The 26842-nt window shown below is 52.3% G+C and carries 23 protein-coding genes and 1 pseudogene; 6 read left to right on the top strand and 18 right to left on the bottom strand.

Annotated elements, in window-relative coordinates:
* Positions 1 to 33 precede the first annotated feature (33 nt).
* From rbn to LG381_RS11405, 3 genes and pseudogenes are all read left to right on the top strand, one after another.
* Entirely contained in the window at positions 34 to 951 is a 918-nt protein-coding gene (gene rbn / locus LG381_RS11415; RefSeq protein WP_225762420.1) for a ribonuclease BN, read from the top strand.
* A gap of 145 nt (positions 952 to 1096) precedes the next feature.
* Positions 1097 to 1297: pseudogene (locus tag LG381_RS11410) on the top strand (hypothetical protein); the annotation flags it as partial.
* A 101-nt stretch (positions 1298 to 1398) separates the two neighbouring features.
* A complete protein-coding gene (locus LG381_RS11405) occupies positions 1399 to 1902 on the top strand; it encodes a YfbM family protein (RefSeq protein ID WP_085460970.1) in 504 nt (167 codons plus the stop codon).
* 68 nt (positions 1903 to 1970) lie between these two features.
* On the opposite strand, the gene nuoN is transcribed toward LG381_RS11405, so the two are convergent.
* The 14 genes from nuoN to lrhA all read right to left on the bottom strand — a co-directional run bounded on the left by nuoN (position 1971) and on the right by lrhA (position 18729).
* Positions 1971 to 3428, bottom strand: a complete 1458-nt coding sequence (gene nuoN, locus LG381_RS11400) for an NADH-quinone oxidoreductase subunit NuoN (protein ID WP_000156703.1) — start codon at positions 3426 to 3428, stop codon at positions 1971 to 1973.
* Positions 3429 to 3434: 6 nt separating this feature from the next.
* The gene (gene nuoM / locus LG381_RS11395) at positions 3435 to 4964 is read right to left on the bottom strand and encodes an NADH-quinone oxidoreductase subunit M (RefSeq protein WP_000926452.1); all 1530 of its coding nucleotides are present in this window, start codon (positions 4962 to 4964) and stop codon (positions 3435 to 3437) included.
* Positions 4965 to 5194: 230 nt separating this feature from the next.
* Entirely contained in the window at positions 5195 to 7036 is a 1842-nt protein-coding gene (gene nuoL, locus LG381_RS11390) for an NADH-quinone oxidoreductase subunit L (RefSeq protein WP_001056618.1), read from the bottom strand.
* Positions 7033 to 7335 carry an NADH-quinone oxidoreductase subunit NuoK gene (nuoK, locus tag LG381_RS11385; RefSeq protein ID WP_000612644.1) on the bottom strand — a complete coding sequence of 101 codons (303 nt, stop codon included), beginning with the start codon at positions 7333 to 7335 and terminating at the stop codon, positions 7033 to 7035. Before nuoK ends, nuoL begins: the two co-directional genes overlap by 4 nt.
* Positions 7332 to 7886, bottom strand: a complete 555-nt coding sequence (nuoJ, locus tag LG381_RS11380; RefSeq protein ID WP_000393513.1) for an NADH-quinone oxidoreductase subunit J — start codon at positions 7884 to 7886, stop codon at positions 7332 to 7334. Before nuoJ ends, nuoK begins: the two co-directional genes overlap by 4 nt.
* 11 nt (positions 7887 to 7897) lie before the next feature.
* Positions 7898 to 8440: an NADH-quinone oxidoreductase subunit NuoI gene (gene nuoI, locus LG381_RS11375; RefSeq protein WP_000172749.1), complete on the bottom strand. Its 543-nt coding sequence runs from the start codon at positions 8438 to 8440 to the stop codon at positions 7898 to 7900.
* Positions 8441 to 8454: 14 nt separating this feature from the next.
* The gene (gene nuoH, locus LG381_RS11370; RefSeq protein WP_000118685.1) at positions 8455 to 9432 is read right to left on the bottom strand and encodes an NADH-quinone oxidoreductase subunit NuoH; all 978 of its coding nucleotides are present in this window, start codon (positions 9430 to 9432) and stop codon (positions 8455 to 8457) included.
* Positions 9429 to 12155, bottom strand: a complete 2727-nt coding sequence (gene nuoG, locus LG381_RS11365; RefSeq protein WP_105290574.1) for an NADH-quinone oxidoreductase subunit NuoG — start codon at positions 12153 to 12155, stop codon at positions 9429 to 9431. Before nuoG ends, nuoH begins: the two co-directional genes overlap by 4 nt.
* Before the next feature lie 156 nt (positions 12156 to 12311).
* Positions 12312 to 13649 (bottom strand): NADH-quinone oxidoreductase subunit NuoF, encoded by a 1338-nt coding sequence (nuoF, locus tag LG381_RS11360; RefSeq protein WP_000789511.1) that lies wholly within the window; start codon positions 13647 to 13649, stop codon positions 12312 to 12314.
* On the bottom strand, positions 13646 to 14146 hold the full coding sequence (gene nuoE / locus LG381_RS11355; protein WP_000545042.1) for an NADH-quinone oxidoreductase subunit NuoE: 501 nt from the start codon (positions 14144 to 14146) through the stop codon (positions 13646 to 13648). The genes nuoF and nuoE overlap by 4 nt, the downstream gene beginning before the upstream one ends.
* Positions 14147 to 14148: 2 nt before the next feature.
* Positions 14149 to 15951 (bottom strand): NADH-quinone oxidoreductase subunit C/D, encoded by a 1803-nt coding sequence (nuoC, locus tag LG381_RS11350; protein WP_000247878.1) that lies wholly within the window; start codon positions 15949 to 15951, stop codon positions 14149 to 14151.
* Positions 15952 to 16040: 89 nt separating this feature from the next.
* A complete protein-coding gene (nuoB, locus tag LG381_RS11345; protein ID WP_000386733.1) occupies positions 16041 to 16703 on the bottom strand; it encodes an NADH-quinone oxidoreductase subunit NuoB in 663 nt (220 codons plus the stop codon).
* Between the two features lie 15 nt (positions 16704 to 16718).
* Positions 16719 to 17162, bottom strand: coding sequence for an NADH-quinone oxidoreductase subunit NuoA (gene nuoA, locus LG381_RS11340; RefSeq protein ID WP_000062994.1), 444 nt, complete (start codon positions 17160 to 17162; stop codon positions 16719 to 16721).
* Positions 17163 to 17790: 628 nt separating this feature from the next.
* Positions 17791 to 18729 carry a transcriptional regulator LrhA gene (lrhA, locus tag LG381_RS11335; protein WP_000622296.1) on the bottom strand — a complete coding sequence of 313 codons (939 nt, stop codon included), beginning with the start codon at positions 18727 to 18729 and terminating at the stop codon, positions 17791 to 17793.
* 920 nt (positions 18730 to 19649) lie between these two features.
* Here lrhA and alaA point away from each other — a divergent pair.
* Together alaA and yfbR are read left to right on the top strand one after the other, a co-directional pair.
* Positions 19650 to 20867, top strand: coding sequence for an alanine transaminase AlaA (gene alaA, locus LG381_RS11330; protein ID WP_000074519.1), 1218 nt, complete (start codon positions 19650 to 19652; stop codon positions 20865 to 20867).
* Between the two features lie 83 nt (positions 20868 to 20950).
* Positions 20951 to 21550, top strand: a complete 600-nt coding sequence (gene yfbR / locus LG381_RS11325) for a 5'-deoxynucleotidase (RefSeq protein ID WP_000813872.1) — start codon at positions 20951 to 20953, stop codon at positions 21548 to 21550.
* 86 nt (positions 21551 to 21636) lie between these two features.
* Here the strand turns inward: yfbR and LG381_RS11320 are convergent, their stop codons facing one another.
* The 4 genes from LG381_RS11320 to yfbV form a co-directional block, all read right to left on the bottom strand.
* On the bottom strand, positions 21637 to 23469 hold the full coding sequence (locus LG381_RS11320; protein WP_001012872.1) for an SLC13 family permease: 1833 nt from the start codon (positions 23467 to 23469) through the stop codon (positions 21637 to 21639).
* 86 nt (positions 23470 to 23555) lie between these two features.
* Positions 23556 to 24206: a hexitol phosphatase HxpA gene (gene hxpA / locus LG381_RS11315; RefSeq protein WP_001203421.1), complete on the bottom strand. Its 651-nt coding sequence runs from the start codon at positions 24204 to 24206 to the stop codon at positions 23556 to 23558.
* A 10-nt stretch (positions 24207 to 24216) separates the two neighbouring features.
* Positions 24217 to 24711: a YfbU family protein gene (locus LG381_RS11310; RefSeq protein ID WP_000426118.1), complete on the bottom strand. Its 495-nt coding sequence runs from the start codon at positions 24709 to 24711 to the stop codon at positions 24217 to 24219.
* 83 nt (positions 24712 to 24794) lie between these two features.
* Complete coding sequence (gene yfbV, locus LG381_RS11305; RefSeq protein ID WP_000106629.1) at positions 24795 to 25250, bottom strand: terminus macrodomain insulation protein YfbV; 456 nt, start codon at positions 25248 to 25250, stop codon at positions 24795 to 24797.
* Positions 25251 to 25586: 336 nt separating this feature from the next.
* On the opposite strand from yfbV, the gene ackA reads away from it, so the two are divergent.
* Positions 25587 to 26789 carry an acetate kinase gene (gene ackA / locus LG381_RS11300; protein WP_000095696.1) on the top strand — a complete coding sequence of 401 codons (1203 nt, stop codon included), beginning with the start codon at positions 25587 to 25589 and terminating at the stop codon, positions 26787 to 26789.
* Positions 26790 to 26842: the final 53 nt, after the last annotated feature.

Raw genomic sequence — 26842 nt, 5'->3', positions numbered from 1 at the left:
TAGCCGGAATATTTTCAGCAGCGTGATGAACTCATGGAATTAATTTTTTTAGGCACTTCGGCAGGTGTTCCGACCCGGACACGTAATGTCACGGCAATATTGCTTAATCTGCAACATCCGACGCAAGCCGGGCTTTGGTTATTTGATTGTGGTGAAGGTACACAACACCAGATGTTGCACACGGCATTTAACCCAGGAAAACTGGACAGGATTTTTATAAGCCATCTTCATGGCGATCACCTTTTTGGCTTGCCCGGATTGCTATGCAGTCGTTCCATGTCAGGCATTGTGCAACCATTAACAATTTATGGTCCGAAAGGTATCCGTGAATTTGTTGAGACAGCGTTACGCATTAGCGGCTCGTGGACGGATTATCCGCTGGAAATTGTTGAAATTACGGCTGGAGAAATAGTTGATGATGGACTGCGCAAGGTAACGGCATATCCAATGGAGCATCCACTGGAGTGTTACGGCTATCGTATTGAAGAACATGATAAACCAGGCGCGCTGAATGCCCAGGCGTTAAAAGATGCCGGCGTACAACCGGGTCCGCTGTTCCAGGATTTGAAAAAAGGCAAAACAGTCACGCTGGAAGACGGTCGGCAGATTAACGGCGCTGATTACTTATCCGCGCCTACACCGGGTAAATCAATCGCCATTTTCGGTGATACCGGCCCTTGCGATGCCGCAATCGATCTTGCTAAAGGTGTCGACATAATGGTTCACGAAACGACGCTGGATATGGAGATGGAAGCCAAAGCCAACAGTCGTGGGCACAGTTCAAGCCGTCAGGCGGCGACTCTGGCTCGTAAGGCGGGTGTCGGCAAATTGATCATTACTCACGTCAGCTCACGCTATGATGATAAAGGCTGTCAGCATTTATTACGCGAGTGCCGGGCAATTTTCCCGGCAACAGAACTGGCGAGCGATTTCGCGGTGTTTCACGTATAATCTTTAATTAATTGATAACAGGGCAAAATCGCCCTGTTTCATCAGCCAATGACTCAGGCTACTTTTATATAAATCTATCAAGCCAACAATATATTTGAGCATGATATTTATCATTAATAGTGATAAATAACAGACTCGCCTATGTCCTGGTTTTATTCCCGGTATCGATTTCTCTGACCATCTTAATTACTGGCAGCAAGATATCCCCGCCGTCATGATTACAGACACCGCTTTTTATCGTAATAAACAATATCACCTGCCCGGTGATACCGCAGACAGACTGAACTATCAGAAAATGGCGCAGGAGGTGGATGGTGTTACAACCTTGTTGTACAACAGTAAATAATAAAATTTTCTCGAGGCGGCTCCAGAAAAAACAGCTTGTATATTTTATTTTTCCCCGTCTGTTTTAAGATGCGCAAAAGGAAATCTGACGGGAGAAATAAGATGGGAATGATTGCGTATTTTGCGGAAATTAACTCAGAAAAGGCCAACAAGTTGATTGAGTCTAATGAGAAATCTTTAATGGACGATATTCATGAAACGATTTCAGGCTCAAGGCGACTGGATATTGATAAACGCTGGGACTTTTTACATTTTGGCCTGACGGGCACCTCTGCTTTTGATCCAGCGAAGAATGATCCGCTAAGTCGTGCGGTGCTCGGTGAACATAGTCTCGAAGATGGCATCGATGGTTTCCTGGGATTGACCTGGAATCAGGAGTTAGCCGCCACTATTGACCGTCTCGAGGCACTCGACCGAAATGAACTGCGTAAACAGTTTTCCATTAAGCGACTCAATGAAATGGATATTTATCCGGGAGTGACCTTTTCAGAGGAGTTAGAGGGGCAACTCTTTGCTTCGATCATGCTTGATATGGAAAAACTGATTAGTGCGTATCGACGTATGCTGCGGCAAGGGAATCATGCGCTGACGGTTATTGTTGGGTGATGGTGTCAGGGCACCATAAAAAAACCGCCGAACATGTCGGCGGCTTTCTCAGCTTACTGACTGACGACTCACATCATCGGCATTGCCAAACGCACAATGCTAATCAGCGGTTGCGGCCATACACCCAGCACCAGAACCAGCAGGGCAGAGATCAGCACCACGATACCACCTGCTGTGTACTGCCAGTCTGACGGCGCATCACGGTTTGGCTGTTCTGAACCATGAAGGTACAGGCTCACCGCCACGCGCAGGTAGTAGTAGAGGCCGATTGCCGAACCGACAACCACGGCGCCCACCAGCCACCACAGGTGTGCCTGGACACCGACAGCCAGCACATAGAACTTACCGATAAAGCCCAGCGTCATCGGAATACCTGCCAGCGACAGCATCATCACCGTCATCACTGCCGCGAGTATCGGGCGATGCCAGAACAGACCACGGTAAGAGAACAGGGAATCAGCATCCGGGCCACGGTACGGGCTGGACATCAGGCTGACCACACCGAACGCACCGAGGCTGCTGAACAGATAACCGGCCAGGTAAACCCCTACCGCTTCCATCGACATCTCGCCGGTTTGCAGCGCAATCAGCGCCACCAGCAGATAGCCGAGGTGAGAGATAGACGAGTAACCGAGCAGACGTTTGATGTTGGTCTGGCTCAGCGCCATCAGGTTACCGAAGATGATGGAGGCAAAGGCGATAATCGCCAGCACCACGCGAATCGCTTCGCTGTCACCCACCGGTGCGTAAAGGAACAGACGCATCACCACACCGAAGATAGCGATTTTACTCGCCGTCGCCAGGAAAGTGGAAACCGGCGCAGGCGCGCCCTGGTATACGTCTGGCGTCCACAGGTGGAACGGAACCAGAGAGAGTTTGAAGCCGAGGCCGACAATCATCAGGCCAAAACCTGCCAGCAACAGCGGCTCGTTGAGCATACCGTCGCCGAGGTTTTTACCCAGCGCGACAAACGACAGGTCACCAGACTGTGCATACACCAGCGCCATACCGAACAGCAGGAAAGAAGATGCTGCGGCAGAAAGGATGGTGTATTTGATACTGGCTTCCAGCGAACGTTTCTGACGGAAAGCGTAACCGACCAGGCCAAACAGCGGCAAAGAGATCAGTTCAATACCGAGGAACAGAGACGCCAGATGGTTGGCATTCGCCAGCAGGATCCCGCCCAGCGCGGCAATTAACACCAACAGGTAGAACTCGTCCTTGTTGTCGTTATAGCCTTCAAGCCACGGGTAGGCGAAAGTACAGGTGGCGAGGCTCGCCAGCAGGACCAGCCCGGTGTAAAGCATGGCGAAACCATCAACGCGCATCAGCGGCGTAACGTCCATAGCGCCCGCCTGGCCGACAAACCAGAGCGAAACCAGCGCCGCGTTAAGCCCAATAACCGAGAGCGTAGCGTTGAGGAAATGATTGCGTCGCCACGCAATGGAGAGCATCACAACCACCACCGTCAAGCCGACGATCAGCAACGGTAGCAGTGCGATCAGGTTTTGTGGAGTTATTGTCATGGCGATTTACGGCCTTGTAGTAGTAACGGAATTAACAAACCACTGCTGGATATTGCCAATCGCGGAGTGCGAGGTATCCAGAATCGGCTGCGGATAGAAGCCCAGCAGTACCAGCAGCACCACCAGCAACAGGATCATAAACAGCTCACGCAGCGACATCCCTGGCAGTTCCTGGCTGGCAATCTGGCTTTTCGCTTTACCGAAGTAAGCGCGATGCAACATCGCCAGCGAATAAACAGATGCAAAGACCAGCCCAAAGGTAGAGATAACGGTAATCACCGGCACAACCTGGAAGCTGCCGAACAGAATCATAAATTCGCCGACGAAGTTACCGGTGCCTGGCATCCCAAGCGTTGCCACCGCAAAGAACAGCGACAGTGCTGGCAGCCATTTCATCTTGCTCCACAGACCGCCCATCATGCGCATGTCGCGGGTATGGATACGTTCATAGAGCTGACCGCAGAGAATAAACAGACCCGCCGCCGACAAGCCGTGCGCAATCATCTGAATTACCGCGCCCTGGTAGGCCAACTGGCTGCCGGTGTAGATAGCAATCAGCACGAAGCCCATGTGGGAAACCGAGGTGTAGGCGATCAGACGTTTGATATCGGTCTGAGCGAAGGCCATCCACGCACCGTAGAAAATGCCGATAACACCCAGCCACATAGCGATTGGCGCAAACTCTGCCGACGCGTTCGGGAACAGCGGCAGGGAGAAACGCAGCAGACCGTAAGCAGCGGTTTTCAGCAAGATCCCCGCGAGGTCAACGGAACCGGCGGTCGGTGCCTGGGAGTGCGCATCCGGTAGCCAGCCATGCAGCGGAACCACCGGCATTTTCACCGCAAAGGCGATGAAGAAGCCCAGCATCAACAGATATTCCACACCACTGGACATCGGCGTATTCAGCAGCTCTTCATAGTTGAAGGTCCAGACGCCAGTCGCATTGTAGTGAACAAAAACCAGCGCCAGGATGGCGATCAACATCACCAGACCACTCGCCTGGGTGTAAATGAAGAACTTGGTTGCCGCCGTGATACGCGTTTTACCGTCAGAGGCTTTATGCCCCCACAGTGCGATCAGGAAGTACATCGGCACCAGCATCATTTCCCAGAAGAAGAAGAACAGGAACATGTCGATGGCAAGGAACACGCCGATAACGCCGCCCAGGATCCACATCAGGTTGAGGTGGAAGAAGCCCTGATATTTTTCGATCTCGTTCCACGAACAGAGTACGGCCAGCACGCCGAGCAAACCGGTCAGCACGACCATCAGCAGCGACAGACCATCAATGGCGAGATGGATAGAGATTCCAAAACGCGGGATCCACGGCATGTCGAATTCAGACTGCCACTGCGGAATTCCGGCGGATTGCGTCAGTGAATAACCGCCCTGCAACCACAGTTGCAGCGACAGCGCCAGCGTCAATCCCATGGTGATCAGCGCGATCCAGCGCGGCACCTTGACGCCAAAGCGTTCGGTCTGCCAGCACAGGAAGCCGCCGATAAAGGGGATTAGTATTAACCAGGGTAATAACATAGCTAAGTATGTCCCTTATATTTACTCCTGCTCAGGCTATCTCACTCGCCAGCCCGAATCCCGGCAGTGCTCGCAATCCTCACGTACTTAAGTACGCTCCGGTTGCTGTGCGCTGGCGGTATCCGGTCTGACTTCGCCGATGACGCCTGTACTTCAGGAACAGTTACCTAAAATTTATTCTTAGTTCACAGACCCGGCGCAACGCCGGGTATATTCACTCAGCCAACAACTCAACGCAGTACCATCAACAGTGCCAGCACCACGACCGCACCGATGCTCATGGATGCCACATACCAGCGTAGGTAGCCGTTCTCGCTTAACAGCAGGCCTTTACCTGCAAAGCGGGAAAGGACAGCCGGGATGTTCATCATTGAGTTCAGCGGATCGCGTTTCAGCAACCAGGCAATACCCAGGAACGGCTTGACGAACACTTTGTCGTACAGCCAGTCAAAGCCCCAGGCGTTGTACCACCAGGTTCCCAGCAGGCGACCCGGCGCACTGTTGGCGATGGAGGTCACCAGAGTACGTTTACCCAGCCACAGCCAGGCAGCCAGCAGAATGCCGACGACCGCAACCACGCCAGAGGTAATTTCCAGGGTCAACATACTGCCGTGCGCCAGTTCCGTCGTTTGCGGAAGCACGCCCTGCAGCGGCGGTACAATCAGTGCGCCAACGAAGGTGGAAAGGATCAGCAGCACAATCAGCGGCAGGCTGTGAGTTACCCCTTTCACGGCGTGAGCGTGAATTTGTTCTTTTCCGTGGAAGACGATGAAAATCATCCGGAAGGTGTAGAGCGAGGTCATAAACGCACCGACCAGACCGGCCACCATCAGATTGATATGACCATTCGCCATCGCACCCGCGAGGATCTCATCCTTACTGAAGAAGCCCGCAGTGACCAGCGGCAGTGCCGACAGTGCCGCGCCGCCCACCAGGAAGCAGAGATAAACCAGTGGAATAGATTTACGCAGACCGCCCATCTTGAAGATGTTCTGTTCGTGATGGCAGGCCAGAATGACGGAACCGGATGCCAGGAACAGCAACGCTTTAAAGAATGCGTGGGTCATCAAGTGGAAAATCGCCGCATCCCATGCCTGTACGCCAAGCGCGAGGAACATGTAACCAATCTGGCTCATGGTGGAGTAAGCGAGAACACGTTTGATGTCAGTTTGTACCAGAGCGGCAAAGCCTGCCAGCAGCAGCGTAACCGCACCCACGATACCCACCAGATGCAGAACTTCCGGGGTCATCAGGAACAGGCCGTGGGTACGGGCGATCAGGTAGACACCGGCTGTTACCATCGTTGCGGCGTGGATCAGCGCGGAGACTGGCGTCGGGCCAGCCATCGCGTCGGCAAGCCATGTCTGCAACGGCAACTGCGCAGATTTACCGACCGCACCGCCCAGCAGCATCAGCGTCGCCCACATCAGCATGTTATTGCCGTCAGCAAAGTGCGCTGGTGCCAGTTCCACCATTTCGCGGAAGTTCAGGGTGCCCAGTTCGTTGTAAAGAATGAACAGCGCGAAAGCGAGGAACACGTCACCCACACGAGTCACGACGAACGCTTTCATTGCCGCTGCGCCATTCTTCGGATCGGTGTAGTAGAAACCGATCAGCAGATAGGAGCACAGACCCACGCCTTCCCAGCCGAGGTACATCAGCAGCAGGTTGTCGGCGAGAACCAGAACCACCATGCTGGCGATGAACAGGTTGGTGTAGGCGAAGAAGCGGGAGTATCCCTCTTCACCGCGCATATACCAGGAAGCGTACATGTGGATCAGGAAACCCACACCGGTAACCACCGAGAGCATGGTCAGCGACAGGCCGTCCAGCACCAGGTTGAAACCAATGTTAAAGTCGCCTACCGACATCCACGTCCACAGCGGCTGGCTGTAAGCCTGCTCGCCGTTAGCGAAGAAATCGACGCCGATAAAAGCGGTCACCAGCGCCGCCAGGCCCACAGAGCCAACGCCAACGATCGCAGAGACGTTTTCAGACCAGCGTCCACGGGAGAACGCCAGCAGGACGAAGCCAATCAATGGCAAAATAATGGTTAAGGCAAGCATGTTCATCCGCGCATCTCACTTACTGAATCGATGTTCAGGTTCTGGCGACGACGGTGAAGTTGCAGCAGCAGCGCAAGGCCGATACTCGCTTCTGCCGCCGCGAGGCTGATGGCGAGAATGTACATCACCTGACCGTCGGTCTGGCCCCAGTAGCTACCGGCGACCACAAAGGCCAGCGCGGAGGCGTTAATCATGATTTCCAGACCAATCAGCATAAACAGCAGATTGCGACGGATAACCAGACCGGTTAAGCCAAGAACGAATAAGATTGCCGCGAGGATCAGTCCATGTTGTAAGGGGATCATGCGCGCTCCTCCGTTTTTCTTTTCGCGCTGTCGTCTTTACGATTGCTCAGCACTTCACCCGCACGCTCTTCACGACCGACGTGGAAGGCCACAACCAGACCAGCCAGCAGCAGCATAGAAGCCAGTTCCACCGCCAGTACGTAAGGCCCGAACAGCGTAATACCCACTGCTTTAGCACTGATTGGCGTACCGTCGATACCCTGATCGTTAACACCGAGAATGGCGTAAACAATCACCACCAGCATGATGGCCGACAAAATTGCCGGACCAATCCACACCTGCGGTTTCAGCCACTGGCGTTCCTGTTCGATTTCCGAACCGCCCAGGTTGAGCATCATCACCACGAACACGAACAGCACCATAATGGCACCCGCGTAGACGATAATTTCCAGCGCACCAGCGAAATAAGCGCCCAGTGAGAAGAACACCCCGGAAATCGCCAGCAGCGAAATAATCAGGTACAGCAGTGCGTGTACCGGATTGGTATGGGTGATCACTCGCAAGGTCGCAAGTATGGCTATCAGGCCACAGATATAAAAAGCGAACTCCATTGCCCCTCTCCTTACGGTAACAGGCTCTTGACGTCGATAGGCTTGGCTTCGTTTTCTGCTTCGCCCTTATCTTTGCCGTCGATTGCCATACCTGCCATCCGGTAGAAGTTATATTCCGGGTATTTGCCCGGACCGGAGATCAGCAGATCCTCTTTCTCGTAAACCAGATCCTGGCGCTTGTATTCCCCCATTTCGAAATCCGGGGTTAACTGAATCGCCGTGGTCGGACAGGCTTCTTCGCACAGGCCACAGAAAATGCAGCGTGAGAAGTTGATGCGGAAAAATTCCGGATACCAGCGACCGTCTTTGGTTTCTGCTTTTTGCAGCGAGATACAGCCGACCGGACAGGCTACCGCGCAGAGGTTACAGGCTACGCAACGCTCTTCGCCGTCCGGGTCGCGGGTCAGAACGATACGACCACGATAACGGGGCGGCAGATAGACCGGCTCTTCCGGGTACATTCGCGTTTCGCGTTTGGCGAACGCATGCAGGCCGATCATCCAGATACTACGAACCTGGGTGCCGAAACCTACTAACAATTCTTTTAAGGTCATGGTCTTAGTGCCCCTTATTGCGCCTGCCAGAGAATGACAGCCGCCGTTACCAGCAAGTTGATCAGCGTCAGCGGCAGGCAGATTTTCCAGCCGAAGGACATTACCTGGTCATAACGCGGACGCGGTAACGACGCACGAATCAAAATGAACATCATCATAAAGAACGCGGTTTTCAGCGCGAACCAGATGAATGGTGGTAACAACGGGCCTTGCCAGCCACCGAAAAACAGCGTCACCATCAGTGCTGAGATGGTCACAATCCCGATGTATTCACCCACGAAGAACAGACCGAATTTCATACCGGAATATTCAATGTGGTAACCATCCGCCAGTTCCTGCTCGGCTTCCGGCTGGTCAAACGGGTGACGGTGACACACCGCCACGCCCGCGATGGCAAAGGTAATAAAACCAAAGAATTGCGGGATGACGTTCCACACATGCGCCTGGCTGTTGACGATGTCGGTCATGTTGAATGAACCGGCCTGCGCCACCACGCCCATCAGGGAAAGCCCAAGGAACACTTCGTAGCTCAGAGTCTGTGCAGAAGCACGCATCGCACCCAGCAGAGAGTATTTGTTGTTACTTGACCAGCCCGCAAACAGCACCGCGTAAACCGCCAAACCGGCCATCATCAGGAAGAACAAAATCCCGATGTTCAGGTCGGCAACCACCCAACCCGGACTGACTGGCACAATCGCAAAGGCCAGCAGCAGCGAGGTAAAGGCAATCATTGGCGCCAGAGTAAAGATGACGCGATCCGAGAATTTCGGGATCCAGTCTTCTTTAAAGAACATTTTGATCATGTCCGCGACCAGCTGGAGCGAACCGCCCCAGCCAACACGGTTAGGTCCGTAACGGTTCTGGAACAGACCCAGCAGGCGACGTTCGCCAAAGCTCATGAATGCCCCGCAGGTGACAACCACCAGCAGGATCACCACCGCTTTGAGGATGGTCAGCAGGATCTCAATCAGTTCCGGTGATAACCAACTCATTGTTGTGCCTCCTTGAGATCCTCAAGATGCGCGCCAGCCAGCACTGGAGCAATGCCGGACATCCCCATCGGCAAGCCCACCTGCCCTGCCGTCAGCCCTTCGGCGATTTCAACCGGCAACGTGACCGTGTTGCCATCGTAACTAAAGGAGACGCGTGTACCCGCGTTCACACCCAACTTCGCGGCATCTGCCGGGTTAAGTTTGATGTACGGCTGCGGCATACGGCTCTGGAAGACCGGAGCACGCTGTGACAGTTCATCGCTGCCAAACAGGTGGTAGTACGGCGCGATACGCCATTTCCCTTCCTGCGGCTGGAAGCGAGCCGGTACGCTGGTGAAGTAATCCAGACCGTTTTCGCTGGTTTCAAACAGACGCACACCCGGATCGCCAAAGCGCAGTTTGCCGCCCACTTCATCCTGGAACTTGTTCCATGCCTGCGGGGAGTTCCAGCCCGGCGCCCAGGCAAACGGCACTTGCGAACGGTGCGCGGTCGGCTGGTTGTTACCTTCCATCGAGAAGGTGAACATGGTGTCAATATCCTGCGGCTGACGCGGCTCATGAACGCTGATGTTGGCGCGCATGGCGGTACGACCGCTGTAACGGTGCGGTTCACGAGCCAGTTTCTGCCCGCGAATGCGGAATGTCGCATCCGGCGCAGCATCTTTGATACCTGCCAGTTCCGGGATTTTCGCCACAACGGCGTCAATCACGTGGTCGAGCTGCGTCCAGTCCACTTCACGGCTCAGCAGGGTGCTGTGCAGCGAGTGTAACCAGCGCCAGCTTTCCAGCATGACAGTTTTGCTGTCGTAATAAGCCGGATCGTAAACCTGGAAGAAACGTTGGGCGCGACCTTCATTATTAATTACCGTACCGTCGCTTTCAGCAAAGCTGGCGGCGGAAAGTACCAGATGGGCGTTTTCCATAATCGCTGTGCGTTGATGGTCAACCACCATCACCAGCGGCGCTTTCGCCAGCGCAGCATTCACGCGGGTAGCGGAAGCGTGACGGTGCAGATCGTTTTCCAGCACCACCACCGCGTCGGCGCGTCCGGTTTCCAGTTCGGTTAATGCTTCTTCCAGCGAACCGCCCCCCATAATGCCCAGCCCCATGCTGTTGACGGAACGGGCAATCATGGTGATACCTACGTCAGCGCCGCGACCTTTCAGGGCTTTCGCCACGTTAGCCGCCGCCTGAATCACTTCTGTGCTACCGGCGTTCGTCCCGGAGATAATCAACGGTTTCTTCGCCCCAGCCAGTGCCTGCACGATGACGTCGATTTTGCTTTGCAGCTCAGGCTCGATACCGTCAACCGCTGGCGCGGAGTTATCCAGCGCATGGGCGATGGCAAAACCTAAACGCGCCTGATCTTCAACCGGTGCGCGGTAAGTCCACGCCGCAATATCATCCAGACGAGTGTCATCAACGTTGGTAACAAACAGCGGATGCTTCGCACGTTGACCGATGTTGAGGATTGCCGCAATCTGCCAGTCAGCCACTTTCTGTGCTGCCGCCATTTCGCGCGCTTTACCTTTCACCGCCTGACGCACCGCCAGCGCGACGCGTGCGCCGGTCTGGGTAACGTCTTCGCCCAGTACCAGTACCGCATCGTAAGATTCGATTTCGCGCAGTGCCGGCGTATAAATGCCGCCTTCACGCAGCACTTTCAGCGCCAGTTGCAGACGTTCCTGCTCACCGTGAGCAATACCGGTATAGAAGTTTTCTTCGCCCACCAGCTCACGCAGCGCAAAGTTGCTTTCTACGCTGGCTCGCGGAGAACCGATGCCGATCACTTTCTTCGACTGACGCAGAATATCGGCTGCGCCCTGCATTGCCTGTTCGGCGTTAAGGGTGATGAAATCATCGCCACGACGCTGTACTGGCTGACGCGGACGATCTTTCAGGTTGACGTAGCCGTAACCGAAACGACCACGGTCGCAGAGGAAGTAGTGGTTTACCGTACCGTTGTAACGGTTTTCGATACGACGCAGTTCGCCGTAACGTTCGCCGGGGCTGATGTTACAGCCAATGGAACATTGCTGGCAGATGCTCGGCGCAAACTGCATATCCCATTTACGGTTGTAACGCTCGGAGTGCGTTTTGTCGGTAAATACGCCAGTCGGGCAAATTTCGACCAAGTTACCGGAAAATTCGCTTTCCAGGGTGCCGTCTTCAGGTCGACCGAAGTAGACGTTGTCGTGTGCGCCATAAACGCCCAGATCCGTACCGTCAGCGTAATCTTTGTAGTAACGCACACAGCGGTAACAGGCGATGCAGCGGTTCATTTCGTGGGAGATGAACGGCCCCAGATCCTGATTGCGGTGGGTACGTTTGGTGAAACGGTAGCGACGGAAGCTGTGTCCGGTCATCACGGTCATATCCTGAAGATGGCAGTTACCGCCCTCTTCACATACCGGACAGTCGTGCGGGTGGTTAGTCATTAACCACTCGACCACACTTTCACGGAACTGTTTCGCTTCTTCGTCGTCAATGGAAATAAAGGTGCCATCGGAAGCCGGTGTCATACAGGACATCACCAGGCGACCACGCGTGTCTTCCGCGTTTTGGTACTGCTTCACCGCACACTGGCGGCAAGCACCGACGCTTCCCAGCGCCGGATGCCAGCAAAAGTAAGGAATGTCAAGACCCAGAGACAGACAAGCTTCCAGCAGATTGTCCGCTCCGTTGACCTCGTATTCTTTGCCGTCTACATGAATTGTAGCCATTAGCATGCTTCCAGTTTTCTCAGTCAGAGACTGAGCGTTAATCGAAATCATTCCCCTCACCCCGGCCCTCTCCCCTAAGGGGCGAGGGAGAAAAGCGGCTCAGGATCATCCCCTCTCCCCTCCGGGGAGAGGGTTAGGGTGAGGGGTAAAAGGTCCTTACCAGCGCTCTTTCAGCAGGTTCGGCTGAATCCCATTAATCAAATGGGTATTGCTGAACGGCTGTTTGATTCCCGCTTCAAATTCTTCGCGGAAATATTTGATGGCGCTCTGTAACGGCTCCACCGCACCTGGTGCGTGGGCACAGAAGGTTTTACCCGGGCCTAAGAATCGACACAGTTGCTCAAGTGTTTCGATATCTCCCGGCTGACCTTCGCCCCGCTCCAGCGCACGCAGAATTTTCACGCTCCACGGTAGACCGTCACGGCACGGTGTACACCAGCCGCAGGATTCACGGGCGAAAAACTCTTCCAGGTTACGCACCAGCGACACCATGTTGATCTCATGGTCAACCGCCATCGCCAGCGCCGTACCCAGACGGCTGCCCGCTTTACCGATGCTTTCGAATTCCATCGGCAGGTCAAGGTGCGCTTCGGTCAGGAAGTCGGTGCCCGCGCCGCCTGGCTGCCAGGCTTTGAATTTCAGGCCGTCACGCATACCACCGGCGTAATCTTCGAGGATCTCGCGTGCGGTAGTGCCGAACGGCAGTTCCCACAGACCCGGATTTTTCACCCGACCGGAGAAGCCCATCAGCTTGGTGCCAGCATCTTTACTTTTCGAGATGTTCTGATACCACTCCACGCCGTTAGCAAGGATTGCCGGAACGTTACACAGGGTTTCGACGTTGTTGACGCAGGTCGGTTTACCCCATGCGCCGGAGGTTGCCGGGAATGGCGGTTTTGAACGCGGGTTAGCGCGACGCCCTTCCAGGGAGTTGATTAACGCTGTTTCTTCACCGCAGATGTAGCGCCCTGCCCCGGTATGGACAAACAGTTCAAAATCAAAACCTGTTCCCATAATGTTTTTGCCAAGCAGACCTGCTTCGGTCGCTTCAGCAATGGCACGGCGCAGATTCACTGCTGCTTCAATATATTCGCCACGCAGGAAGATGTAGCCACGGTAAGCTTTCAGCGCAAACGCGGAGATGAGCATACCTTCCACCAGCAGGTGCGGCAGTTGTTCCATCAGCAGGCGGTCTTTATAGGTGCCCGGCTCCATTTCATCGGCGTTACACAGCAGGTAACGGATGTTCATGGATTCGTCTTTCGGCATCAGGCTCCACTTCAGGCCAGTAGAAAAGCCTGCACCGCCGCGCCCTTTCAGGCCGGAGTCTTTTACCTGAGTAACGATTTCGTCCGGAGAAAGTCCGGTCAGCGCCTTACGCGCCCCTTCGTAACCGTTTTTGCTGCGGTATTCATCCAGCCACACTGGCTGTTTATCATCACGCAGACGCCAGGTCAGCGGATGCGTTTCGGGAGTACGGATAATGTTTTTCATTTATACCGCTCCAGCAGTTCAGGGATCGCTTCCGGGGTCAGATGCGCGTGAGTATCCTCATCGATCATCATGTTTGGCCCTTTATCACAGTTCCCCAGGCAGCAGGTTGGCAGCAGCGTAAAGCGGCCGTCAAACGTCGTTTGCCCTGGTTTGATGTTCAGTTTTTTCTCCAGCGCCGCCTGAATGCCCTGGTAACCGTTGATGTGACAGACCACGCTGTCGCAATAACGGATCACATGGCGACCAACCGGCTGGCGGAAGATCTGGCTGTAGAATGTTGCCACGCCTTCGACATCGCTCGCCGGAATACCCAGAACGTCAGCGATCGCGTGGATCGCACCGTCCGGCACCCAGCCACGCTGTTTCTGAACGATCTTCAGGGCTTCAATGGACGCCGCACGCGGGTCTTCGTAGTGGTGCATCTCGTGCTCAATCGCTTCACGCTCTGCCGCACTCAGCTCAAAAGCCTCAGTTTGTGGTTGTTGATTCTCGTGCATAATTAGCGGTCCACATCTGACATAACAAAATCGATACTGCCCAGATAAACAATCAGGTCAGACACAAGGCTGCCACGGATCGCCGCCGGAATTTGCTGCAAATGCGCATAACTCGGCGTGCGGATACGGGTGCGATAACTCATGGTGCTGCCGTCGCTGGTCAAGTAGTAACTGTTGATCCCTTTAGTCGCCTCAATCATCTGGAAGGATTCATTGGCAGGCATCACCGGCCCCCACGATACTTGCAGGAAGTGGGTGATCAGGGTTTCGATATGTTGCAGCGTGCGCTCTTTCGGCGGCGGCGTAGTCAGCGGGTGATCCGCTTTGAACGGGCCTTCCGGCATGTTGTTGAGGCACTGCTCAAGAATGCGCAGACTCTGACGCAGCTCTTCCACTTTCAACATCACGCGGGTGTAGCAGTCAGAAACACCACCACCCACCGGGATTTCAAAGTCGAAGTTTTCATAGCCAGAATAAGGACGCGCCTTACGCACGTCGAAGTCGATCCCGGTGGCGCGCAGGCCAGCACCGGTGGTGCCCCACTCCAGCGCCTCTTTCGCGCCGTAGGCGGCAACGCCCTGGGAACGGCCTTTCAGAATGGTGTTTTGCAACGCCGCTTTCTCGTAAGACGCCAGACGTTTCGGCATCCAGTCGAGGAACTCACGCAGCAGACGATCCCAGCCACGCGGCAGGTCGTGCGCTACGCCGCCAATGCGGAACCACGCCGGGTGCATACGGAAACCGGTTATCGCTTCTACCAGATCGTAGATTTTCTGCCGATCCGTAAAGGCGAAGAACACAGGCGTCATCGCGCCGACGTCCTGAATAAAGGTGGAAATGTACAGCAGGTGGCTGTTGATACGGAACAGTTCGGAGAGCATTACGCGAATCACGTTAACGCGATCCGGCACGGTAATTCCGGCCAGTTTCTCTACCGCCAGTACGTAAGGCATTTCGTTAACGCAGCCGCCGAGATATTCGATACGGTCGGTGTAAGGAATATAGCTGTGCCAGGACTGGCGTTCGCCCATTTTCTCAGCGCCACGGTGGTGGTAGCCGATGTCTGGTACGCAGTCGACAATCTCTTCGCCGTCGAGTTGCAAAACGATACGGAAAGCCCCGTGCGCCGACGGGTGGTTCGGGCCGAGGTTGAGGAACATGAAGTCCTCGTTTTCGGTGCCGCGCTTCATCCCCCACTCTTCCGGTTTGAAGGTCAGGGCTTCCATCTCCAGATCCTGTTTGGCTTTGGTCAGCTCAAACGGCGAGAATTCGGTTGCGCGCGCCGGGTAATCTTTACGCAGCGGGTGACCTTTCCAGGTTTGCGGCATCATGATGCGGCGCAGGTTCGGGTGACCATCGAAAGTAATGCCAAACAGATCCCAGGTTTCACGCTCATACCAGTTGGCGTTCGGGAACAATTTGGTAAAGGTCGGTACGTGCAGGTCGTTTTCAGCCAGCGCCACCTTCAGCATGATGTCGCGGTTACGATCGATGGAAATCAGATGGTAGAAAACAGAAAAATCCGCAGCAGGTAGCCCTTCGCGGTGGGTGCGTAGACGTTCGTCCATGCCGTGTAAATCAAACAGCATGACGTAAGGTTTCGGCAGTTTCTTTAAGAAATCGCCAACTTCCAGTAATTGTTCACGCTTGATCCACACAACGGGAACCCCGGTGCGAGTCGCCTGAACAGTAAAGGCATCCGGCCCAAAACGGTTGCGCAGTTCGCCTATCACCGGATCATCAAGATGATCGCGGGTCTGCCAGGCGGGTTCTTGCGCGGTTAAGTCGGTCATATTGTTCACCATTGCATATGGTCCGTGGTGACTGTCGGCGTGGCTTCGCGCAATAGATTTAGGAATAAGCGAAGAAAAATGCCTTTGCCGACAGGCGCAAATTAAATCTCGTCAGGGGTGCGCAGGTTGGTAACGGCAATGCGTTCACCGCGCTTGCGTTCGCGCTCTGATTGCATATTGGCGCGATAAACGCCCTGATCGCCAACGACCCAGGAGAGCGGGCGACGTTCTTTACCAATAGATTCCTGCAACAACATCAGTGCCTGCATATACGCTTCCGGACGCGGCGGACACCCCGGGATATACACATCAACCGGAATGAATTTATCAACGCCCTGTACAACGGAATAAATGTCGTACATACCACCGGAGTTGGCACAGGCTCCCATAGAGATAACCCATTTCGGCTCCAGCATCTGGTCATACAGACGCTGAATAACCGGTGCCATCTTGGTAAAGCAGGTTCCTGCCACCACCATCAGGTCAGCCTGACGCGGCGAAGCACGTAATACTTCTGCGCCAAAACGCGCCACGTCATGCACCGCAGTAAACGAGGTCACCATCTCAACGTAACAGCAGGAAAGACCGAAGTTATACGGCCAAATTGAGTTTTTACGACCCCAGTTAACCATGTCATTGAGCTTGCCCATAAACACGTTTTTGTTAACTTCTTGCTCCAGAGGGTCGGTTACGATCTCCTGCTTTTGCAGGGGGTAACGGTCGTTCTCACCGTTGGGATCTATGCGGGTGAGCGTATAATCCATCTTAATGCCTCGCGGTTAGCGTTGACGATTAGCGATACTGTTCGTTTCCGGGTTCATACGCTCGCGGCGAGAACGCGCGGGCGTCCAGTCCAGCGCGCCAATACGCACCAGATAAACCAGACCAGCCAGTAACACAAAAATAAAAATTGCCGCTTCTACAAAGCCAATCCAGCCGCTCTCGCGAATGGAGGTTGACCATGCGAACAGATACAGCGCCTCAACGTCGAAGATAACGAAGAACATGGCCACCAGATAAAACTTGGCAGACAGGCGTAAGCGGGCGGAGCCGACCGAGTCGATACCTGATTCAAACGGCACGTTTTTCGACCTCGCGCGTGCGCGACCGCCTAAAAACCAACCGCCTACCAGCATCAGGCAACACAGGCCAATGGCAACGATAAGAAAGATAGCGAATGCCCAGTGATGAGCGATGACTTCAGTAGATGTTGACATACTCATTGCTTACTCATCAAAAGTAGCGCCAGATTCACTGCTCTTCACGGCAGATGGACGCCACATCGATTCATGGGGAGGAATAAAAAAAACCTTACAATCACTGTAGAAACTATTTTATACAGCTAATTGATGTGGTCTTTTACTCCTTTCTATAACCTTTTGTCAACTTTAACAAAGGTTTCTTCACATTAATTTACATGATATCAACAACTTTTGCATTTAATGCCCTTTAGCCCCAGATTGTTGACAACTCCAGGAAAATTAGATGTTGTTGAATCGTGTCCGTTGTGAAGCAATGGAAAAAATACGGGTCTATTTTGACAGGAATTTGTGTCGATTCCTCCCCCCAAAAGAGAGTATTTTCTTGATCTGTGACACGCTTTTGTTAATCCATAACAAAAATACAGCAAAAATTTTACGCATTTTTTAACATCATTGTAGCAGGAGATTTTTTTCAGGCGATTTTTTGTTCGTCAGCGAGGAGAATGGCTGATGATTGAAAAAAGAACGATTTTGTTCGTCGTGAGGAAAATTCTTAAGGATTTATTGTAAAAAAAGCCACTGACGTTTTATTAGTCACCAGTGGCTTATTTTTACAAACTTGTCATCAGAAATTGTTATTGCCGGACGATTATTCGTAATCCCCTTCTATCAACAGGGAATCGTCCCCCTCCTGGGTAGTCAGCGGGCTGTATTGCCATGGGTTGTGATAACTCTCCATCGCCTGGTATATCACCTGCGCCAACTCATTATTGCTGGATGGATCATAGCACAGCAAATATTCGGTATCTGGTAGTGGAGGTAAACCGTCTACCGCGCTCAAAACGCGCAGATCCGGACTCATCATCTCAACCGGTCTTGCCGTCACGCCAAGACCCGCTTTTACTGCAGCACGAACCGCCGGTAATGTGGAGGCAACATACGCCAGGCGCCATGGAATATCCGCTTTATTGAGCGTTGCCAGAACCATGTCACGGAACGGACTAGGATCATCCAGGAGCACAAGTGGGATCGGCTCGCCTTTTTGCAACACATATTCCGCAGCGCAATACCAGTGCGTAGGAGAAGTACGCAGGTTCAACGCCTTAAAGGTATCAGGACGATGAGTGGTAACCATTAAATCCACTTCCTGGGACTTCAGCATTTCTGCCATATAGGCATTGCGCTTAACGCGGACATCCAGCGCAAGTTTCGGATAAACCGAACTTACGCGATTAAGCAGGAAAGGTAAGATCGTATCAGCAGATTCATCTGAAGCACCGATAGTTAACACGCCCTGAAGATTACTGAACATCAATGATGAGCAAGCCTCATCATTAAAACGCAGGATTTTCCTGGCGTAACCAAGAAGCTGAATGCCATGTTCAGTTAACAGTTTGTTGCGACCATGCCGAGCGAACAGTTCTTTCCCAACGAGTTGTTCCAGACGTTGCATTTGCTGGCTAACAGCGGACTGAGTACGACACACAGCGGCAGCTGCAGCAGCAAAAGTGTTCAGATCGGCAACAGCAACAAATGTTCTCAGCAGATCGAGGTCGAGGTTAATTATCGGACGATTTGCACTTATCATATATTATCACTTACTGGCGGCTCATACTGAGCTGGTTAATGCTGTGCACACACAAACAAGCAATTCCATTTGTAATGTGCCTCCCTGGCAGTTTCATCCGGAACCCGGATGAAAGTAAAAATGCATATGAGTTGCACTAAAAATGTGGCTCACATTGTTCCGTTATAATGCCTGAAGTAGATCACAGAATATATCTTCAGGGATCGCATATCTATTAAGTTACTCACTCTTTTCTATTTATGACATGCGCGAGTTTGTGTAAATGTAAATGTTGCTCCCTGCTCCTCTCCCTCGCAGCAGCGCGGCTAATACGTATACGCGTACAAACAGCAAGGATGAGACCGCATCAAAAGCAGGTGTTCCGTCATTAAAGCAGGCATTTTACCCTAAAACCCTTTTATTTATAAGGGTCATTGCGAATTATCTGATGCAAAGTTATGTTATGTTAGGCAAAGTAATCTTCTATTATTAATATGCACAACAAAACCTTTTTGAATATTAAATAATAATTAATTAGCATCACCCGCATTCATTAATTCCTCTTAACAATAATTACCCCCGTCATCACCTATACGACACATCGGCAATCACTACTCGTTAATTTTTCACTTATAACGAAAATATCATCAACACTTTATGTTCGTGATTTCTTAAGCCGAAGAAATTTTACGCATTTATCTGCCAGACAAAAAAACCATACAGCGAATTAATATTCAGAATAAATCACTACAAAACATCGCTTATTAAGTATATGCATCTTATTATTTTGCGATGATTAAGTTATTAACAGCACAATTCCTCTTTCTCTGCTAGCAAAATCTTGTTCTGCAGAACTTCAAAACGCCGCCCTGGGAGAGTACATTGTTCTAAGCTGACTTCCACGGCAGGGAGTGGCGATAACAGCAAAAAGGTCAAGATTCATGTCCCCCATTGAAAAATCCAGCAAATTAGAGAATGTCTGTTACGACATCCGTGGTCCGGTGCTGAAAGAAGCAAAACGCCTGGAAGAAGAAGGTAACAAAGTACTGAAACTGAACATCGGCAATCCAGCGCCGTTCGGTTTTGACGCACCCGATGAGATCCTGGTTGACGTGATACGCAACCTCCCGACAGCTCAGGGCTATTGCGATTCCAAAGGCCTTTATTCCGCGCGTAAAGCCATCATGCAGCACTACCAGGCTCGTGGTATGCGTGATGTTACCGTGGAAGATATTTACATTGGCAATGGTGTATCAGAGCTTATCGTTCAGGCAATGCAGGCATTGCTGAACAGTGGGGACGAAATGTTGGTTCCTGCGCCTGATTACCCTCTATGGACAGCGGCAGTTTCGCTCTCCGGCGGTAAAGCAGTGCACTATCTTTGCGATGAATCCTCTGACTGGTTCCCGGATCTCGATGACATTCGCGCCAAAATTACGCCACGCACGCGCGGCATTGTTATTATCAACCCGAACAACCCAACCGGCGCAGTATATTCCAAAGAGCTTTTGATGGAGATTGTGGAGATTGCGCGTCAACATAATCTCATTATCTTCGCCGATGAAATTTACGACAAAATCCTCTATGACGACGCAGAGCATCACTCGATTGCGCCGTTAGCTCCTGACCTGCTGACCATTACCTTTAACGGGCTGTCGAAAACGTATCGCGTCGCTGGCTTCCGTCAGGGCTGGATGGTGCTGAACGGGCCGAAAAAACACGCCAAAGGCTACATCGAAGGTCTGGAAATGCTGGCCTCAATGCGACTGTGCGCCAACGTTCCCGCGCAACACGCAATACAAACCGCACTCGGCGGCTATCAGAGTATCAGCGAGTTTATCATGCCGGGTGGACGTCTTTACGAGCAGCGTAATCGCGCCTGGGAATTGATTAACGACATTCCAGGCGTTTCCTGTGTGAAGCCGCGCGGCGCACTGTACATGTTCCCGAAAATCGACGCCAAACGCTTTAATATTCACGACGATCAGAAGATGGTACTGGATTTCCTGTTACAGGAAAAAGTTCTGCTGGTACAAGGAACTGCATTTAACTGGCCGTGGCCGGATCACTTCCGCATTGTCACGCTGCCGCGTGTTGATGATATCGAACTGTCCTTGAGCAAGTTCGCTCGTTTCCTTTCCGGTTATCATCAGTTGTAATCTTAAATTCACTGCCGGAGATTGCATCCGGCAGTGTTATCCCTCCACAATGACCTCAGGATGTCATCACTCGTAAGGTCACTATGAAACAGAGCCATTTTTTTGCCCACCTCTCCCGCCTGAAACTCATTAACCGCTGGCCGCTAATGCGCAACGTGCGGACGGAAAATGTGTCCGAACACAGTTTGCAGGTAGCGATGGTCGCCCATGCGCTGGCAGCCATCAAGAATCGCAAATTTGGCGGACAGGTGAATGCAGAACGCATCGCACTGCTGGCGATGTACCACGATGCCTCTGAAGTGCTCACTGGCGATCTTCCTACTCCGGTGAAATACTTCAACTCGCAAATCGCCCAGGAATATAAAGCCATTGAGAAAATCGCTCAGCAAAAACTTGTCGATATGGTTCCTGAGGAGTTGCGGGATATCTTTGCGCCTTTAATCGATGAGAATGCGTATAGCGATGAAGAAAAGTCACTGGTTAAACAGGCGGATGCGCTGTGTGCATATCTGAAATGCCTTGAAGAACTCGCAGCCGGAAATAATGAATTTTTGCTGGCAAAAACGCGGCTGGAAGCGACGCTTGAAGCGCGCCGCAGCCAGGAGATGGACTACTTCATGGAAGTATTTGTTCCCAGCTTCCATCTTTCGCTCGATGAGATTAGCCAGGATTCACCGCTGTAAGCAGCCAGATACCAGCCGACACAGCCTGATAAGACGCGCCAGCGTCGCATCAGGCAATAAGCGACGGATGCGACATCAGGCTCTCGTCAAAATGGAAACAGCATCGGGATCATCACCACACAAACAGCCATCACGATAATGGTGAACGGTACACCCAGCTTCACAAAATCACTGAAGCTGTAATTCCCCGGACCTAAAACCAGTGTGTTAACGGGCGAAGAAACTGGCGTCATAAAAGCGGCGGATGCAGCCATCGCCACGACCATTGCGAACGGATAAGGTGATACGCCCATTGTTTTTGCGGCAGCCAGCGCAATCGGAGCCATCAACACCGCCGTCGCGGTATTAGAGATAAATAACCCAATAACCGCCGACAAGACAAACAAACAGACCAGCATCATATGCGGCCCGTAACCGCCGCCGATGTCCATCAGCCCTTTCACCGCCAGCGCGACACCACCGGTTTTCTGTAATGCCACAGCAAACGGCATCATCCCAACGATCAAAATAATGCTCGGCCAGTGAATGGATTTATAGGCGCTTTCGGCATCGATACAGCGGAATTTCCCCATCAGCAGGCAGGCAATGATAGCGGCAACAGGGTTAGGAATTTCATCGGTTAGCATTAAGGCCACCATCAACACCAGACAAAAAATGGCATGGGGTGCCTGGCTGTGTGCGGGCGATGCCTCACTCACTTCTTCCGGTAAATTCAGCGCCACAAAATCGCGCCCCTGTTTTGCCAGCATACCGATCAGTTTCCAGTTACCGACCACCAGAATGATATCGCCCAGCAGCAGAGGCTCATCCGCCAGCGAACCTTCCAGCGCCACGCCATTGCGTTTCAGCCCCACGACATTCAGCCCGTAGCGAGTACGAAAGCCAATTTCGCGCACCGATTTACCAATAAGTTCTGACTCAGGAATTAATGAAATCTCCGCCATGCCGACATCAAGAGCCTGATCGGAAAAATACTCACCGCGCAAAACCATCGGCTCCAGCAATTGCTCACTGCAAAATTGCCGGAGATCGACATCAGCCGCTGACATATCGATAAGCAAAACGTCACGCGCACGAAATTCAGAAACCCCGTTCACATTCACAATAACACGACGAAAACGACGCCAGCGTTCAACACCAATGACATTTGCGCCATAGCGTTCACGCAATTTAAGGTCGTCCAGTCGTTGCCCAATCATCGGCGAACCGGGGCGAATAGCCAGACGGCGCGCACGTCCGGTAAGACGGTATTCACGAATAAGATCGCGGAAGGTGCGACGCGTCCAGCCTTCGCGCTGCGGGGTCTGGGAATCCCCTTTCAGCATAAAACGCATCACCAGCATGTATAAGATGCCGAGTACCAATACGACCAGGCCGATAGGCGTTACGCTAAAGAAACTAAACCCGTGATAACCTTCGCGTAGCAGTTCACTGTTCACCACCAGATTAGGCGGCGTCGCCACCAGCGTCATCATGCCGCTAATCAACCCGGCAAAACTCAGCGGCATCATCAGGCGCGACGGCGACGTTTGCATACGCATGGCAACGCTTAACACCACGGGAATAAAGATAGCGACGACGCCAGTTGAACTCATAAATGCGCCAAGACCCGCAACAGTTAACATCAGTAAAACCAGCATTTTGATTTCACTGTTGCCTGCTACTTTAACCAGCCATGTCCCCATCGCGGTTGCAACGCCGGTACGGACTAAACCATCACCAATAATAAACAGGGCGGCGATCAGCACAACGTTGGGATCGGAAAAGCCGGAAAAAACTTCGGGAACCGTCAGCGTTCCGCTTAATGCAAACGCAACAATAACAAACAAAGCGACCGCATCCATACGCACTCTGCCTGTAGCGAACAGGACTATGGCAACGGCCAGTAATGAGAGAACCCAGATCAATTCACCGTTCACAACTTATCCTTGTTAATTGAGGGGGATGGCTTGATTCTGCCACAAAAAAGCCCCGACGAGACGGGGCTAAATCATGATTAGGTGTTTCACGAAATAATAACATCGCCATTTGGCTGTTTGGTCACAGTAATTTGCTCCAGACTATGGAGAACCAAATCTACCTCATTCAGACGTGGAGTGTCTGCCGGGGCATTAACCGCAATAACATGGCATCCCGCCGCCAGGCCTGAAAGCACACCTGCGGGAGCATCTTCCACCACCACGCATTCGTGTGGCGCAAGCCCCAGCAGTTGCGCGCCTAACAGATATGCATCAGGCTCTGGTTTCCCACGTTTCACCCGCTCCGCAGTAACAAATACTTCCGGTGCGGGAAGTCCGGCTATTTTGTGGCGGGCTCGTGCAACTGGCATAGAACCAGAAGTGACAATTGCCCATGGAATACCCGCTTTATTCAAATGATTGAGCAAAGCTATCGCCCCAGGTAGTGCGGAGATCCCTTCGGTTTCCGTAGCCTCGATTTGCTCCAGACGCGTAAACTCTGCAGCAATTTCCGCCTCCGATTTCCCCACCATAAAATGGCGCAGAGACGTTATTGCCTGTTTACCGTGAATAAAAGCCAGCACTTCTTCCGGCGTTAATCCATGGCGTCTCGCCCAGTTGCTCCACGCCCGCTCTACCGCAGGCAGGGAGTCCACCAGCGTACCATCAAGATCAAACAGAAAACCTTTGCACCGCACGCTAGCCTCCTCAGGCATTAATGATTTGATTAATTTCGTTAGTGCTCAGATGATACTGACGCGGGCAAGAATGCCAGACGTTCAACATGCGTTGATATTTCTCCCACATTGGCGTCTGAGCATTAAAGCCGTGAGTCCCGGCATCAAAATGGGTGTAACGCCCTTCAACATTAACCATAAAGCGTACATAACCGAGATAACGCGCTTCAGTAGCGGCGTCGAAGCCGAGGAAGGTGACACGGCGTTCATCGATAGCTTGTTGATCCTGCAAATTAGACCAGGAAACATGCAGTGCGTGATACATCTCCATAATGTCGATGATAGTGCGGCAAGTTTCTTCTTTCAGCTCGCCAAACTCACGATCCAGTTCGCGCATCTGCAATCCATAACCACGCTCAATGATTGTTTGCAGGCGACGGTAACGTTCAGCATTTGCCGGATCGAGCATAGTCATCATTTTGTACTGGTTAGACAAAATAAGACGTTGCGCGTTGGTCATTTCCATTGTTGACTCCTGTATCACTTTACTACGGTGAAAAAAAAGAAGGCCGATGTCTGCCTTCTTTTATATGCGTAATCAGGGGTCAATTACAAATCATCAAGGAAAGTTTTATCCAGTTGTTTGAAGGCGCGCTTAAGCGTGTCAGCTAATGCCTGATAGTCAGGCTTGCCTTCTACGGGTGCTAATGCTTGCCCGGCCTCCTGCAATTTACCACGAACCTCATAAAACCAACTCAGGATCGCCGGCGGTAATGGCGTAACAGAACGTTTGCCCAGCCACCACAGCCCCTGCATCGGCAAACTCAGGGCGAACAGTGCAGTAGCAACAGCCGGCCCAAGCTGACCGCCTAGTGCAATTTGCCAGCAGAGAGTGAACACAGCAATCGGCGGCATAAAACGAATCGCATAGCGCGTCATCTTGATGACGCGATTTTCAACAAAGACCGGGGCAAGGCGTTTTTCCAGCGGCCACGTCTTTGAGTAATGCTGTCCCCGGCGAAACAAGCTAAAAAAATTAACAGAACGATTATCCGGCGTTGACATGCTTCACCTCAACTTCACATATAAAGATTCAAAAATTTGTGCAAATTCACAACTCAGCGGGACAACGTTCAAAACATTTTGTCTTCCATACCCACTATCAGGTATCCTTTAGCAGCCTGAAGGCCTAAGTAGTACATATTCATTGAGTCGTCAAATTCATATACATTATGCCATTGGCTGAAAATTACGCAAAATGGCATAGACTCAAGATATTTATTCCATCATGCAAAAAAATTTGCAGTGCATGATGTTAATCATAAATGTCGGTGTCATCATGCGCTACGCTCTATGGCTCCCTGACGTTTTTTTAGCCACGTATCAATTATAGGTACTTCCATGTCGAGTAAGTTAGTACTGGTTCTGAACTGCGGTAGTTCTTCACTGAAATTTGCAATCATCGATGCTGTAAATGGTGAAGAGTACCTTTCTGGTTTAGCCGAATGTTTCCACCTGCCCGAAGCACGCATCAAATGGAAAATGGACGGCAATAAACAAGAAGCGGCTTTAGGTGCAGGCGCCGCTCACAGCGAAGCGCTCAACTTTATCGTTAATAATATTCTGGCACAAAAACCAGAACTTTCTGCGCAGCTGACCGCTATCGGTCACCGTATCGTACACGGCGGCGAGAAGTATACCAGCTCCGTAGTGATCGATGAGTCTGTTATTCAGGGTATCAAAGATGCGGCGTCTTTCGCACCGCTGCACAACCCGGCTCACCTGATCGGTATCGAAGAAGCTCTGAAATCTTTCCCGCAGCTGAAAGACAAAAACGTTGCTGTATTTGACACTGCGTTCCACCAGACTATGCCGGAAGAGTCTTACCTCTACGCCCTGCCGTACAACCTGTACAAAGAGCACGGCATCCGTCGTTACGGCGCGCACGGCACCAGCCACTTCTATGTAACCCAGGAAGCGGCAAAAATGCTGAACAAACCGGTAGAAGAGCTGAACATCATCACCTGCCACCTGGGCAACGGTGGTTCCGTTTCTGCTATCCGCAACGGTAAATGCGTTGACACCTCTATGGGTCTGACCCCGCTGGAAGGTCTGGTAATGGGTACTCGCTCTGGCGATATCGACCCGGCTATCATCTTCCACCTGCACGACACCCTGGGCATGAGCGTTGACGCAATCAACAAAATGCTGACCAAAGAGTCTGGCCTGCTGGGTCTGACTGAAGTCACCAGCGACTGCCGCTATGTTGAAGACAACTACGCGACTAAAGAAGACGCGAAGCGCGCAATGGACGTTTACTGCCACCGTCTGGCGAAATACATCGGTGCATACACTGCACTGATGGATGGCCGTCTGGACGCTGTTGTATTCACCGGTGGTATCGGTGAAAATGCCGCGATGGTTCGTGAACTGTCTCTGGGCAAACTGGGCGTGCTGGGCTTTGAAGTTGATCATGAACGCAACCTAGCTGCACGTTTCGGCAAATCTGGTTTCATCAACAAAGAAGGCACCCGCCCTGCTGTTGTGATCCCAACCAACGAAGAGCTGGTTATCGCGCAAGACGCCTGCCGCCTGACCGCCTGATTCCACACCGCCAGCCCTGCTGGCGGTGCTGTTTTGTAACCCGCCAAACCGGC

This window comes from Escherichia sp. Marseille-Q3837 (assembly GCF_916618735.1).
Classification (GTDB): domain Bacteria; phylum Pseudomonadota; class Gammaproteobacteria; order Enterobacterales; family Enterobacteriaceae; genus Escherichia; species Escherichia ruysiae.
Note: the sequence above shows the minus strand (reverse complement) of the source record. Positions and strands in the feature narration are given on the sequence as shown.